The 14,825-nt window shown below is 53.7% G+C and carries 9 protein-coding genes and 1 pseudogene; 5 read left to right on the forward strand and 5 right to left on the reverse strand.

The features are described 5' to 3' along the window. A pseudogene (locus WBC85_RS04635) lies at positions 1–323 on the reverse strand (hypothetical protein); the annotation flags it as partial. Then, a complete protein-coding gene (gene fliF / locus WBC85_RS04640; RefSeq protein ID WP_424433506.1) occupies positions 320–1,939 on the reverse strand; it encodes a flagellar basal-body MS-ring/collar protein FliF in 1,620 nt (539 codons plus the stop codon). The pseudogene WBC85_RS04635 and the gene fliF, both read right to left, overlap by 4 nt. A 123-nt stretch (positions 1,940–2,062) precedes the next feature. Here fliF and WBC85_RS04645 point away from each other — a divergent pair, with 123 nt between their 5' ends. The 5 genes from WBC85_RS04645 (at position 2,063) to WBC85_RS04665 (ending at position 6,530) form a co-directional block, all read left to right on the forward strand. After that, a complete protein-coding gene (locus tag WBC85_RS04645) occupies positions 2,063–2,557 on the forward strand; it encodes a flagellar basal body-associated FliL family protein (RefSeq protein WP_424433507.1) in 495 nt (164 codons plus the stop codon). Positions 2,558–2,570: 13 nt separating this feature from the next. Next, positions 2,571–2,936, forward strand: a complete 366-nt coding sequence (locus WBC85_RS04650) for a DUF6468 domain-containing protein (protein ID WP_424433514.1) — start codon at positions 2,571–2,573, stop codon at positions 2,934–2,936. Between the two features lies 1 nt (position 2,937). Further along, positions 2,938–3,516 (forward strand): MotE family protein, encoded by a 579-nt coding sequence (locus WBC85_RS04655; protein ID WP_424433508.1) that lies wholly within the window; start codon positions 2,938–2,940, stop codon positions 3,514–3,516. Between the two features lie 66 nt (positions 3,517–3,582). Further along, positions 3,583–4,452 carry a flagellar motor stator protein MotA gene (motA, locus tag WBC85_RS04660; RefSeq protein WP_424433509.1) on the forward strand — a complete coding sequence of 290 codons (870 nt, stop codon included), beginning with the start codon at positions 3,583–3,585 and terminating at the stop codon, positions 4,450–4,452. After that, positions 4,452–6,530, forward strand: a complete 2,079-nt coding sequence (locus WBC85_RS04665) for a hypothetical protein (protein ID WP_424433510.1) — start codon at positions 4,452–4,454, stop codon at positions 6,528–6,530. Before motA ends, WBC85_RS04665 begins: the two co-directional genes overlap by 1 nt. A gap of 54 nt (positions 6,531–6,584) precedes the next feature. Here the strand turns inward: WBC85_RS04665 and WBC85_RS04670 are convergent, their stop codons facing one another. From WBC85_RS04670 to WBC85_RS04680, 3 genes are all read right to left on the reverse strand, one after another. Further along, on the reverse strand, positions 6,585–13,070 hold the full coding sequence (locus WBC85_RS04670) for a choice-of-anchor L domain-containing protein (protein ID WP_424433511.1): 6,486 nt from the start codon (positions 13,068–13,070) through the stop codon (positions 6,585–6,587). 241 nt (positions 13,071–13,311) lie between these two features. Beyond that, the gene (locus WBC85_RS04675) at positions 13,312–14,262 is read right to left on the reverse strand and encodes an MBL fold metallo-hydrolase (protein WP_424433512.1); all 951 of its coding nucleotides are present in this window, start codon (positions 14,260–14,262) and stop codon (positions 13,312–13,314) included. A gap of 11 nt (positions 14,263–14,273) precedes the next feature. Beyond that, positions 14,274–14,825, reverse strand: a 552-nt coding sequence (locus WBC85_RS04680) for a fumarylacetoacetate hydrolase family protein (protein WP_424433513.1), incomplete at its 5' end; no start/stop codon positions are given.

Raw genomic sequence — 14,825 nt, forward strand, 5'->3', positions numbered from 1 at the left:
GAGATCTCTTCAGATATTAACGCACGTAACGCAGCGCTCGACAGGCCGGGCAGTAGCGTCGCAGTAATTTCGTTCAGCACCGGCTTAACCGATTTGAGCACTTCTGTTTGCGCCTCGATCAAGGTGAACTCGGCCTGTTCCAGATTTTGTGCAAGGACAGTTGAAAGATGAGCCTGAGAGCCTTGTTGAGCCGCGACCGCATCATCCCAGCCGGCTTTGTAGCCAGCTTCAAACCCTTCCAGCGGATCGGATTGGGCGGAACCACGCGGTTCTATTGCGCCTGGCCCAGCTGAAAAATCTTCGAAGATCGCAGATTTATTCATGAGTTTGCCTGCTCTTTGTGCTCAAGCCACTGTCGAAGTATATCGACTGTTTCTTCTTGTCGCGTATCGATCATTTCGCGCAGACGTTGGATCGGGTTATCAATGGCAGCTGTTTCGTGTTGATCGCGCTGGTTCGCACTAATAAGCGCGCCTTCTCCATTGATTGTTCTGGCTGTTTCAGGCGCTAAGCCAAAATCAATCTCTCCTGACAAAACAGACGCGTTGGTGCCGCCATTGGAGTTGTCCAGTGCAGGCGGTGCCAATGCGGGCAATTGAACATCATTTGAAGCTTTCAAAATGGGGCGGACGACCATTAGCGCGATTACAATGCCTACGATTGCCAGAATTGCCATTTGTAGCAATGTCATCAGGTCCAATGCGAAGTTAAACAATGGTTCAGTGACAGGGCCCGTACCCTGCGGAACTTGCGGTGAAAACGCCATGGATTGAACCGAAATAACGTCTCCGCGCGCCTCATCAAAGCCGATCGCAGATCGAACCAGCGTTGTTAGCTGAGCAAGTTCGTCTTCCGCGCGCGGTGCAAAAACGCCAGGGGCCGCGGGATCTTCAATTCCGTTAACAAGAACAGCAACCGAAAGACGTTTTACAGCGCCGGGCGCTTTAACAATTTCACGCTGGGTTTCGGAAACCTCGTAATTTATCCGCTCGCGCGTTTCATTGGCATTGCTTTTTGTGCTTTCCTTACCACCTGCTTCGCCATCGGGAAGGTTGGACGCGACTGTAACACTATTGTTTCCGCTTCCCTCGGCAGCATCCGAACGTTCTTCGTTATCCGAGCTGATAATCACGCGGCTGTCGGGGTCGATGACGCGCTCGGTTATTTGTTCGCGCTGTAAAACTGTTTCGACGTTCAGTTCAACAATGGCGTTTCCGGCACCTACGCGCGCTTCCAAAAGGCGTTCGACCTTTGACTTCAAAGTTGTCGAAAGCGTATCAGAAGTGTTGCCGATGTCTGGCGCATCCAGCACACCTATTAGTCCGCCCTTTTCATCCACAATCGAAACGTTTTCTGGCGACACGCCAGCAATTGCAGACGCGACGAGATATCGTAGCGCTTTGGCCTGCGCCTGATCTATTCCCGCGCCTGCAGGCGTGATGAAAACCGACGCGGAACCAGCCTTGTTACGTTCAAAGGCCGAGGACTTGTTTTGTGCGATGTGGACTCGCGCCATTGCAATCTGGGCGGACGAAACAATTGTTCTTGCCAGTTCCCCTTCTTTTGCGCGCAAGTAAGCGGCATCAAACATTTGGGATGTGGTTCCAAAACCGGAAAGCGAATCAAGCAGCTCGTATCCCTTAGTGCTGTTGGCGGGCAGCCCTTCGCTGGCCAGGGTCATGCGCAATTCGTCGCGTCTTTGGTAGGCTACATAAATTGTGCCACCTTTGATTTCATACGCCTCGCCGCGTTGTTCAAGGGCGCGTACAACATCGCCTGCTTGAGGAGCCTCTAACCCCGAATACAAAAGCGCCATAGAGGGCTGGGTGGCCATCCGTCCCAAGACAAACAAGGTGGTCAACAACGCAACGACCCCTAAGCCCATTGTCACTTTCTTAGCCGGTTCCAGCCCGTTCCAACGCATTGCTACCGAATTCACGCATCGACCTCCTGATCGTTTGGCAATTTGTTTGTGCCATTCAATGCGTTGTCGCAGGCCAAACTTAATAATCGGTTAGTGAGTCGCGTTTAGTTTGGCCTCAATTGGTAAGCAGGTGGATCTATGGCAAACGCAGACGTTATCGATGAAGACGCGCCCCCTAAAAAGGGCAAGCTGGGGCTAATCATTGCTCTGTTTCTGGCTTTGATTGCGGGTGGCGGGGGCTTTTTTGCGGCCTTCTCCGGCATGCTTCCACTGGGTGGATCATCTGATGAAAATGCAGAATCTAGCGATGCAGTTCCGCTTAAAGCACTTGTTCACAATACCTATGTCGCGCTGGATCCGTTGGTAGTTAACATTCGCTCGTCATCAAAATACCAGCTTCTAAAATTTGTAAGCCAGTTGGAAGTCAAACCGGAACATGCTGCCGATATCGAACTGCTAAAACCGCGTTTGATGGATGTGATGAACACCTATCTCAACGCATTGGAAGCTGCACGATTCGAAGATCCGATCGCGCTCATCAAGTTGCGCGCCCAATTGCTGCGGCGGTTACAAATCATCACTGGTGACGGGCGGATAGAGGATCTTTTAATCATGGAATTCATTCTTCAATAACGCAGAGGTGAAAATGACTCTTATAGCTGACATATTTTTGGTTGCCGGCGCATTGGCCGCTGGTTTTTATTGTTTCGTATTGTCCAGACGCTTGGCCGCGTTTCAAAATGCTGAAGGCGGAATCGGGCACGTGGTTGCGTCGTTGTCAGCTCAGGTCGATGAACTTGAGGCTTCGGTTGATTCGGCGCGAAAAGCAGCCAACAGCTCAAATAGATCGCTAAGCGAATTGACCTCGCGCGCGGAAGAGGTCGCTCAGCGCCTCGAGCTGATGATTGCGTCGATGCATGATATTCCAGAGGTGGAAACTGCTAAACAACAGCCGAACACGAAACAAGAACCGGTCTTTTCAACTCGGGTAAGCCGCGCAGTGGGGGCATGATATGAAACAGGCTAGGTTTCGAAAACTCGGGACATTGAGCGTTATCGCATCGCTACTGATTTGTTCGGCGGGTTTGCGCCTTATCGGGGTGTCCAGCGTCGCGATCGCTGCGAGCGGCGATGGAACAGTGCCCGCGGTCGAACCTGCGTTGCAACCGGCAAACCGGGACGATCCCGGTTTGGAGGCGCTTTTGGCGAGCATTCAAGAAAGAGAAGCATCTCTCGATTTGCAAGACACGCGCCTTAGTGCGAGGTCAGAGCAACTAAAAAACGCCGAAGCTGCGATTGCCGAAAAAATGAACGAGCTGACAGCGGCTGAGGCACGCTTGCGCGACTTGTTGGCAATTGCAGATTCAGCGTCGGAGGACGATGTCGCGCGTTTGACGACAGTTTATGAAAACATGAAACCTAAAGATGCCGCGCTGGTATTCGAGGAGATGGAACCAGCCTTCGCCGCAGGATTTCTTTCGCGGATGCGCCCTGATGCAGCGGCATCCGTTATGGCGGGACTAGAAGCCAAAACGGCATATGCAATCAGCGTCGTTTTGGCAGGGCGTCATGCAGAATTTCAAACCGAATAGGGCCAGGCTGACCAATATTTAACCCCTTCGTGCGAAAACTCTTTCAAAGCGATTCTGGAGTAGAAAATGGTCGGAATAATCGGCGTCGTCGTTGTATTTGTTATGGTTTTCGGTGGCTATCTCGCAGCCGGCGGGAAAATGGCAATCATTTTGAAATCTCTACCGTTCGAGATGACGATGATTGGCGGGGCAGCGGTTGGTGCATTCCTAATCAGCAACAGCGGTTCTGAAGCAAAGCATACCGTGAAAGATATGGGCAAAGTCTTCAAAGGTCCCAAATGGAAGCCTGAAGACTACAAAGACCTGCTGTGCCTGCTGTTTCAATTGCTGCGCATGGTGAAACAGAACCCGATGTCGATCGAAGAACATATCGAAGACCCGGAAAATTCCAGCGTCTTTGGTGCCTATCCAAAGATTGTTGCGGACAAAGAAGCAACGTCTTTGATTTGTGATACCCTTAGATCCGCGTCTATGAACTACGATGATCCCCATCAGGTCGAAGAAATTCTTGAAAAACGAATGGAGGCGAATTTGCATCACTCCATGCATTCAAGCCACGCGCTTCAAACTGTTGCCGATGGCTTGCCCGCGCTTGGTATCGTCGCTGCCGTGCTTGGTGTGATCAAGACAATGGGTTCGATTGACCAGCCACCCGAAGTGCTCGGCAAGCTTATTGGTGGCGCTCTGGTCGGGACGTTTCTTGGCGTCTTTCTTGCCTACGGTATTGTCGGGCCTTTTGCTGCACGTCTGAATACCGTGATTGAAGAGGACGGCCATTTTTACCAGCTGATCCGCGAAGTTCTCGTCGCGAATTTGCACAATCATACAGCAAATATCTGCATTGAAGTCGGCCGCCAAAACACGCCGACCTCGTATCGCCCGTCCTTTAACGATCTGGAAGAAGCGCTAAAAGAACTCAAGAAGGATGCGGCTTGATGCTTCGGTTTTTTGCGTCAGCGTTTCTACTTTTCTCTATCGCCCATTCGGTGAAGGCTGAAACAGTGGCTGTCCGATCTGCCGAACATTCGGAATTTACGCGTATTGTACTGGATATGAAGAAACCTGCTGACGTGTTGGTAAGCAAGGTTACTAATGGCTTGCAAATCTCTCTTCCAAAAGATGTTGAAATCATTCAAAGTAGTGACTTTTTTCGTAGAATATCGCGGGAACTCATTTCGGATATTGAAGTGGATGTCGCGGCGGGCACAATTGAACTTCAACTGACTTGCGATTGCAGTTTCAGTGCATTTGTTTCGGGCGAAAACATGTTTGTTGTGGACCTGCGTGAGGCCGCTCAAGTCGAGGAAAGGCGTGTTGAGCCCATCGCTTGGGGGCTCGCGCGTCGCGCGCGCGATCATAGCTTGGGCTTTGGCGGGTTAGCTTCCAATCATAGGACAAAAGACAAAGCAAATCCGGTAATCTCCGCGTCTACAACTGTTAAACCCGCGTCCCAATTGCCATTGGCTATCATTTCTGAACGGGCGTTATCTCAAAACTCTTCCAGAACCCGGCTGCTTTCAAATCTGGATGACAAAAAACAAAAAATCGCAGAGCTAGATACGGCTAAAGTTCGTGGCGAAGCTGACGCGCAGATTATCTACCGTTCCCCGCAAGTTGTTCAAAGCCGGGCCATGCCAGAAATAGAGCTGCGAGCGATGGAAGCAACGAGCCGGTGTACAGAACCTACGCCGCTCAACCCTTCTAGCTGGCCAACATACGAAAAGGCGATCGAACACCTTGGATCCCAGCGGTTAAGCGCAAGTTATGCGAGCGATGATTTTGGGGATGCATCCTTAAGAAAGCTCGCGATGACATACCTCAGCCTGGCTATGGGCGCAGAATCTGGCGCTTTGCTTCGTGCAATCGCAATGCCGAAACCATCCGATATAGCGTTGATTGAGCTGTCAAAAGTTGTCGACGGTGAATCCGAGGTTACTGATCTCGACGGGTTCGCCGCGAACTTTCGCTGTCCGGAACTGATTGTTTGGCAGGTCCTCGCCGATGAAGACATGCATTTGTCCGAAGCGCAACTCAAACGCATTCGCGCCGATTTTGACCAGTGGCCCTCAGCGCTTCAGGGTGTTTTTTCGGCTAAATTGGCAAGCAGTCTCATAAAACTGGATGCGTTAGAGTCCGCAGAGTTTTCTCTACGCCGGTCTGCGAAATCGCCAGAGTTGCGCGCAGGCGAGAGGGCAATCGTAGCTGCGAGCCTGGCCGAAAAAAATCACGATACACGCGCGGCTATTGATCTTTTGGAGCCAGTCGTCTCTGCCGACGCGGATATGGCCGCCGAAGCAACGATTGCTTTGAGTGAAATCGTATTGTCACACGGTCAGAACATGAATCCGAGCCATAGTGCCGCGTTAGAAAGCTATAGTGAAGAACTCAGAGGCACCGAGATTGAAGAGGATCTGATACGAACAAGGCTTCGTGTTGCAATACAACAGCGGGATTTCGAAGCGGCAGAAGACCTGATCGCTACTTACTCGAAACTGGCGCGAGCAAGCCAAGTAAACGTCGCTCTTGATGAAATTGGCGAAGCAATCTCCGAGCTGGAAAGTGATGCTCGGTTTCTGAAAGAGGCTGTCAGTTTTCCAGAGCGCTATTTCCAACGCTTTGCGGAGCCAGTTCAGCAGGAAATTCGCGTGCGGATGAATAGTCTTGGATTCTCTGACTTAGCCGAGCAACTGGGCAGCTATCGCAGAACAGGCGCAACAACTGTGGCCAGCGAAAAGGCAGGCGGGCTTGCCGAAGGGACAAGCCTTCCTGAAAACAGGCAAACAGAAGGTGTTAGTGCCTCTAGTCAGCAAGGAGCAGAATCCGGTGCAAATGTGGCTTCTCAAGATGGGGATCGTGCGCCAGTTGGGCCCGCGAATGCGAGCACGGCTCAAAGCTCCCAACGGCTTGCAGATTTGCCAAGGGAAGGTCCAATCGACAAAGCAGTCAAGAATACCCAAACCATTTTAGAGAGCGTTTCTGCACTCAAAGAAGAACTCGCCCAACTTGGATTTTAAGCTTTCGGCACTGAGTTACCCAAGACCGCCCAGGCGGTCTTGGTTTTTAACGCGTCAGAAGCGCATCAAGACCTTTGCTTCATGAGCTTTGAGACTGGTGCGTGCGCTTTGTCCATAGCTGGATAGATCGCTGCGCATGTTCGGGAACAGGCTAAACAATTCGTCGCGTGCTCGTGGGGCAAGGCAGTCAACGCCAAAGGATCCAGGGTGGAAACTTTCGGTCGCAACGCCTTGTGCAAAGATGATCTCGTGTTGCTCGAACATGATGTGAATATAGGTCACTGTTTCAAGCGATTCACGTCGAACGGCATCGCCATCAACCAAGTGGATCGCAGGGATCAGAACTTCGGTCTCACCAAAGAGCAATTCCGCCTGATAGCCTTTAAAGAGCATCCTGTGCTGCGGCGAGACAACAAGGTCGCCGCTTGCACCGGGGAATGCAGATTGCGAAAAGCGCACTGGCGCAAAGCTGTCGTTTGCAGGCACTGTCGTTGTGCCGATCCAACGAATGCGTTGAATGCCATTGTCCTGCGTGACGACCTGATCTCCGATCTTGAGATCTTCGATCATGCGTGCGCCAAAGGGTGTCGCGATCTCGGTGCCCGGGACGAAACAGATGATGTTTTCGATATTGGTGAAGTTCACCACCGTACCATCCAGCAAGGTAACTGTCCCTGACAAACCGCCATTCACATCATCCGGATCGGTGATGGTCAGCGAGTCGCGATCATGCAAGCCGTTCAGAGCAAGAGTATCGCCATCGGTTTCGCCGCCTTCTCCGCCAACGATTGTGATCGTGCCGGTAGCGATTTCTCCCAAATCAACAATGTTGAAGAAGTCATCGCCGTCGCCGCCAGTGACTGTATCACCCTGTGCAACGTTGATCGTGTCATCGCCTGCGCCCGCAGTGATCGAGTCACCCTCGGCACCACCAGAAATGACGTCATTTCCGGTTCCAGCTACGATCGTGTCGATGCCAGAACCGCCTGTGATAAAGTCGTCACCAGCGCCTGCATCAACATTGATGCCAACACCATCCGCAGCGCCGTTAATCGTGTCAGACGTGGCACCTAACTCGATCCGCTCAATGCCAGAGAATTCAAGCGTATCGGTGCCATCAGAAAGCGTCCCGGCCTCATCACCCGTAAAGGTGACTGTGACTGGGGTTGTGATGGACGCGCCATTGACCTGGATCGTGTCGATGTCGACGCCGGTCGTGACGGTTTCGCCGCCAACGATTGTATCGCTACCAAAGCCGTCTTCGATGACAAAGGTATCAGAATCCGCGCCACCTTCGAGATAGTCGCTACCGGTCATACCGTTGATAATGTCGTCGCCAGCTCCACCAAGGACGCTATCGCTTCCCGCGCCGCCGAAGATCAGATCGTCACCTTCGTCGCCAATCAGCGTGTCGTCGCCATCGCCACCGTGGATTTCGTCGTCGTCCGCGCCGCCGTAGACGGTGTCATCGCCTGCACCAGCATAAACGGTGTCGTCACCATCGCCAGCTTCGATACTGTCACTATTCGCATTCGCGAGCAGTGGATCACCGTCGCCGGCGTCTACCAGATCGCCCTCCGGATCGCCTAGATAGTTGCCGTCGATGAGTTCGCCCGCTGCGGTCCCTTCAACAATGTAGTCCGCAAGTGGAATTCCGATCGCAGCAAGGGCCTCGGGAACAGGGAATGCACTTGGTAGCACACCGACAAGCGTTAAGGATTCGCCGCCCGGGAAGGTCAGGATCACGTCGCCGGTACCATCGCCGTTTGTATCACTGATGGTAACATCACCTGTGTTGACCATCGCACCATTGGCGTCGGTCATGCCGCTGACATCAACCTGGTCAATGCCGACCCATGTGCCGAAACCATCGTCAAATGGCGCGGTAAAGTTGCTGACCGTATCGTTGCCAGAGCCGTCCGCCAGGATCAGCGTGTCGATGCCCGAGCTGAGACGGATATCTTCGATCTCGCTGAATTCAAGTGTGTTGGTGCCATCGGAGACGGTGCCAGCTTCGCTGTTGGTGCCTGTCAGATCATAGCTGAGTCCGCCGCCAACGCCGCTCATGTCCAAAACGTCGCCAACCGCATCATCGACTTCGCCGCCAACGATGGTGTCGTTGCCAAAGTCGTCTTCCAGCGCAAAGCTGTCAGAACCGTCGCCGCCTTCCAGAACGTCGTCGCCGATCTGGCCGTTCAGCGTATCATCGCCTGTACCACCAACAAGGCTATCATCGCCAAGGCCACCGATAAGGCTATCATCGCCAAGGCCACCGATAAGGCTATCATCGCCAAGGCCACCGATAAGGCTATCGTCACCCGCATCGCCGCGAAGCGTGTCTGCGCCAACGCCGCCGTCCAGCGTATCGTTGCCTGCGCCACCTTCGGCGATATCATCGCCTGCATTGGCCAGAACGCTATCATTGCCATCACCAGCGCGGATATAGTCGTCATCGCCAGTCATGCCAGGCAGTTGCGCATCGTTGCTGTCAACGCGGTCGAAATTGGGATCGCCGGCATAGGTGCTGTCGATAACGTCGTCACCAGCGGTGCCGTCAACATAGCCATCCGGGCCTTCTGGAATGCCCATCGCAATAAGCTGCGCAGGAGAAGACACATCAGCGGCGGGAACGCCGACCAAAGTCAGGGATTCACCGTTCGCAAACGTCAAAACAGCGTTGCCACCGACTTCGGTTACAGTGACATTGCCTGTGTGCGTTGGGTTGCTGTCAAAATCGAGCAGACCGCTTACATCCAATTGGTCATTGCCAGAAAATGTGCCGCCACCTGTGTCTGTAGGTGCAGAGAAACCGATGACACTGTCAGACCCACCGAAGGTGCTTAGAACAAGCGTATCGTCACCGCTGCCGAGAACGATGTTCTCGATATCGACAAAAGAACCGGTGTTGGTGCCATCTGTGAACGTGCCTGCTTCCGGATTTGCATTGCTCAGGTCAATCGTCAGATCGTTGGTGATGTTGGACAGGTCCATCGTATCACCGACAGTTTCATCCTCTTCCTCACCTTCAATGATGTAAGTGCCGAAGTCCGCTGCGACGTTGAAGACGTCATCGCCAAAACCACCCCAGAGCGTATCCGCACCAGTACCACCTGTGATCGTGTCGTTACCGAAACTACCGCGCAGGAAGTCATCGCCCGCGCCGCCGATAATCAAGTCATCGCCGAAATCACCGCTGATTGAATCGTCACCGTCACCGCCAATAATAGTGTCATTACCTGTGCCAGCTTCAACTGTATCGTTGCCCGCACCGCCTTCGATGCTGTCATTGTCCTCGTTGCCAAAGAGCGAGTCTGCTCCATCACCACCGAGCAAGGTATCATTACCCATGCCGCCATATAGCGTGTCGTCGCCTGTTCCGCCGTCAATCCCATCGTTGCCATCGCCGCCGTTAATGGCGTCGTTGTCAGCTTCACCGTAGATTACATCGTCGCCAGCATCGCCATTGATGCTGTCGCCGCCGCTTTGGCCATAGATGGTATCGTTGTCATTTCCACCCTCGATCGTGTCAGCGCCAGCGCCACCAGTGAAGGTGTCAGCGCCGTCGCCGCCAACCAGGGAGTCATCGCCATTGTCGCCGTTCAGAGAATCGTCACCGATGCCGCCGATAAGTGTATCGCTGCCCTCTCCGCCATGTAGTTCGTCATTGCCGTCGCCGCCATCGATGTAGTCGTTACCATCATAGCCTGCGGCCCAGTCATTGCCCGTACCCGCATCAATCGTGTCGTCACCAAAGAAACTGTGAATGGTATCGTCGCCAGCACCCGCAAGAATGGAATCGGCATCGTTGCCGGCAAGGTTGTCAGCGTTGTCGATCATGTCGCCTTCAGGATCGCCTGCATAGCCAACCGTGATGTTGTCCGCGCCAGACGTGCCCTCTACGATGTAGTTTAGGGACGCTACAGCCGGAATCCCGATGGCTTCCAGTTCTGCCGCGCTATCGACGGATGTCGGTGCGACACCAATCAACGTAATGCTTTCGCCACCCGGGAACGTCAGAACAGCATTGCCGCTGCCATCGTCGGTGACGGTAACATCATCGGTTGTCACTGGCGTCGTGCCACCATCGCTTGTGAGGCCCGAGACGTCGAGTTGATCGTTGGCCGTGCCATCGCCGCTATCGCTCAGATCGAAGGCCTCGACAGTGTCCGCGCCAGAGCCATCAGCCAGAACCAGAGTGTCACGGCCACCACCAAGAATGATGTTCTCGATCTCCACAAAACTTGCTGTATCAGTGCCGTCAGAGATGCTTCCCGTCTCGGGGTTCGCACTCGTCAGATCGAGTGTTAGATCATCTGTTATGGCGCTTAGATCAAGCGTGTCGCCGCCGGTTTCGCCCGTTTCGCCGCCTGAAATCGTGTCTGCGCCAAAATCATCATTCAGCGTAAAGATGTCATCGCCACCTGCACCAGCCATGACGTCCGCACCGGTTCCGCCGTCGATTGTATCGTTGCCAGTGCCCGCAAAGATATCGTCCGAACCGCTGCCACCATCAATGAGGTTATCGCCTGAGGAGACGTAGATTTCGTCATCATCTGCACCGCCGCTAAGCGTGTCATTGCCATTGTCGCCGATAAGCGTGTCATTTCCAGTGCCGCCATCAATACTGTCAGAGCCGCCATCGCCATCAAGGCTGTCTGCGCCAGCGCCGCCAAGGATTGTATCGTCGCCTTCTTCGCCAAAGACCACGTCATCGCCATCACCAGCGTCAATGCTGTCGTTGCTGCTGACTCCCGAAGAAGTTTCAACGATGCTTAATTCATCAATGATAACAGATGGGTAAGTTCCGGAGCCGGCGGAGTTGGGCCGGATGATGATCGTGCTAACCGATGTGGGCGGTGTAAAGTCGAAGGTATAGGAACCGTAAGATGTCCCTTGAACCGTCACAGACCCAAGAACCGTGCCTGTTGTCTGATCAATCAACTCGAACTCGACAGGGATATCTGTTGGCGTAAACCACTGACCGCCAATCTGATCTGCAGAGATCGCATTTACAGTAAGTGTGTATGATGTGCCTGCATCCAAGGGCGTTGCGAGCGTTTGCTGCATCGACTCGTTGGGGCCCGTGGAATTTGCCCACATGGTGATGTAGCCAGTGCCATCCGAGGCAGCGTTGGCAGGGTTCCAGCTTTCAGCGGTTGTCCCGTCATCGGCGGAATCGGGTGAGCCAGATGTATTGCTCCAGCCAGTCAGGCCATTCACGCCATTGGCTTGGTGCGTGCCGTCTTCAAATGACCCGTTGGTAATAAACTCTGCACCGGATGCTCCGACACCATCACCATCGTCACCGTATATGGTGTCGTTGCCGGTGCCGCCAATGACCGTGTCGTCGCCGGCTCCGGCCATGACATCGTCATTCCCTGCGCCAGCTTCGATGCTGTCGTCGTTTGAGCCGTCACTATGATCGAGGTTGTCAATTTGATCGCCCTCGGGATCACCCGTGTAGGCGGCATTGATTGTATCGTCACCGCCAGTGCCTTCGACAATGAAATCGAGCGGAAGATCGGCGACTGTATTGATTGTCAGATAACCGACATCGGTATCGCCCAGCGAATTTTCCACCGTATAAGTGAACACTTCCGAGCCAATGTCTCCGTCATTTTCGACGGTCAGTGTGCCATCTGCGTTCAAGGTGATGATTTCGCCTGTGGGCAAGGTCAGGGGCGTGCCTACGGAAATCGGGTTCCCGTTGATCTCAATGACGTCTAATCCACCACCGGTTTCGTCGAAATCGTTGTCGCGAACATCAATGGTGATCGAGCTATTCTGTTCAAGCGTGACGGTATCATCAAACGCCAATGCAACTGCTTGAACCGAGTTCGCTGCGATGAGGACGTTTGAATCTAATGAGCTGTCACCCCCATCCGCAAGCGCAATCTTGAGCGTATTTGCACCGCTGTTAATCGGCGCTTTCAGGGATAGCACGATTGTCGTGCCATCCATTTCAGTGTTGTAGATGTCGGAGCCAGACGGATTGTCCAGATACAGGTTAGAAGAAGACAAGTTGTTGATTGAATCAATTGAAACCAGATCATTGGCGGCAGGTGAGAACGGCACATGGGTGCCATTGACCCAAACACCAAAGGCATCGTTCACCCCTGAATTTACGTATTCCAGATATTCTTCTGATGAGAAAGTGAACTGCATGGTCAGATAGCCAGCAGAAGTCGCTGTAAAGTCCACATTTAGCGTCACAGCGTCAAAGGTGGTCTGGCTTGAAATCGCATCAAGATCTGCGTCACCGGCAGTGCCGTGGTCTGTCGATGTTCCAGCGCTCGTGTTGGTATCCAATGTACCGCTACTATTGGTGTATGCAGCAACATCGCCTGTAGACAGAATAATGCCTGTGTCAGCGACAGCGATATCCCCAAGTGTCGCATCGCCGCCTGAGAATGTGCCCGACTGCATAGCTGCGCCGGTCAAGGTGGCGCTTGTTACGCTTACGCCTGATCCAAAGATTGTTTGAGCGAGCGTTAAGGCGCTTGCTGTGTTGTCGATACTTAGTTCAGACGCGATAGGCATACTCGCAATCCCTTACATTCAGGCACGTTTCATGAGGATTGGATCGACGTTGCGCAGAGGGCGCTGCTAGCCGAATTCCAAACTCCAATTGACTTTCCACGCCCCGGTTTCGGGGCAGGCTTGAGTGCCGTTTTGAAGGTGGGATTGGTGCAAAATTTGACTGGTTTGAGCCCCAAAAAAGGCGCACCCAACGGATGCGCCATGTTTGTGCCTAATTCGCAAAGTTCAAAGGGGAGTGATGCTATCCCTGCAACGCTTCCCACATGTCCAGATCGCGCTGCGCGGTCCAGATGCGCGGTGTCTCGATGCCACGGGCTTCATCATAGGCGCGGGCCACGTTGAAGGGCAGGCAATGCTCGTAGATCGCGTAGTCTTTGAACTTCGGATCGCAAGACGCGCGCACAGCGTCCCATGCTTCCTTGAGCGAGCCACCGCGCGCTGCGACCTTGGCCGCTGGAAGATAGGTGCTTTCGACAAAGTCGCGGGTGCTTTCGATCGCGCGATGCACGGCGTCTTTGCCAATCAACGCACCGCCGCGGCCGGGCGCAATTGCGTCCACATCGAAGGATGCGATGTTGTCCAATGTGTCACCCCAATCAGCGAAATGGCCATCGCCGCAATAGCAAGCGGAGTGATCTTCAACAATATCGCCCGTGAACATCACGTTCTCGTCCGGCACATGGATGACGATATCGCCCGCCGTGTGTGCGCGGCCCAAGTGCATCAGATCAACGCGACGATTGCCAAGATAGACTGTCATGTCCTCGCTGAATGTCGTGGTCGGATAGGTAAGACCCGGAATGCTCTCGTGACCTTCAAACAGACGCGGAAAGCGCTGGAATTCGCTGTCCCAGTCTTCCTGACCGCGCTCTACAACCATCGCGCGGGCGACATCGCCCATGATGATCTGATCCGCGCCATAGGCTGAAGCCCCAAGCACACGCACAGCATGGTAATGCGTTAGCACGACGTGGCTGATTGGCTTGTCCGTGACTTCGCGTACCTTTTCGATGACTTTGTTCGCAAGGCGCGGGGTCGCTTGTGCCTCAACGATCATCACGGACTCGTCGCCGATGATGACGCCAGAGTTTGGATCACCCTCGGCTGTGAAGGCCCAAAGGTCTTTGCCCACCTCGTCAAAGGTGATTTTCTTTTCGGTCATGTCGCCTTGCGATGCGAATGCTTTTGCCATGAGTGTCGTCCTTATTTTGCTGGCCAGGTTACGGCAGGAAGAATTTTCCCGACGCAATCGCCAAATCCGATTTTGTACCCGTCGCCTTTAGCCGCGCCGCGCAATGTCATTGTATCGCCATCCTCTAGGAAGCCGCGTTTTTCGCCCGTTTCCAGCGTAAAAGGCTCTTTGCCAGCCCAGCTCAGCTCCATAAGCGAGCCAAACTCGGAGCGATCCGCACCAGAGATGGTGCCGGAGCCAAGCAAATCACCCGCAGTCATCGCGCAGCCACCACTGGCGTGATGCGCCAGCTGTTCAGCAGCTGAATAATACATGCGGTTGTAGTTGGTCTTGGCGATGGAACTTGCTTTGCTGGCGCCTTCGGGTTGCATCAGCACTTCGAGCTCGATGTCGTAAAGACCGTCTTTCGAACCGTCCAGATATGGGAGCAATTTGTGATCGCGCTTGGGCGTCGGGGCGCGGAAATCTTCAAGCGCGGCGGCCGTGACGATCCATGGGCTTATGGATGTGCCAAATGCTTTCCCCTGAAACGGACCAAGCGGTTGGTATTCCCAACCTTGGAT

This window comes from Planktotalea sp. (genome assembly GCF_049680325.1).
GTDB lineage: Bacteria > Pseudomonadota > Alphaproteobacteria > Rhodobacterales > Rhodobacteraceae > Planktotalea.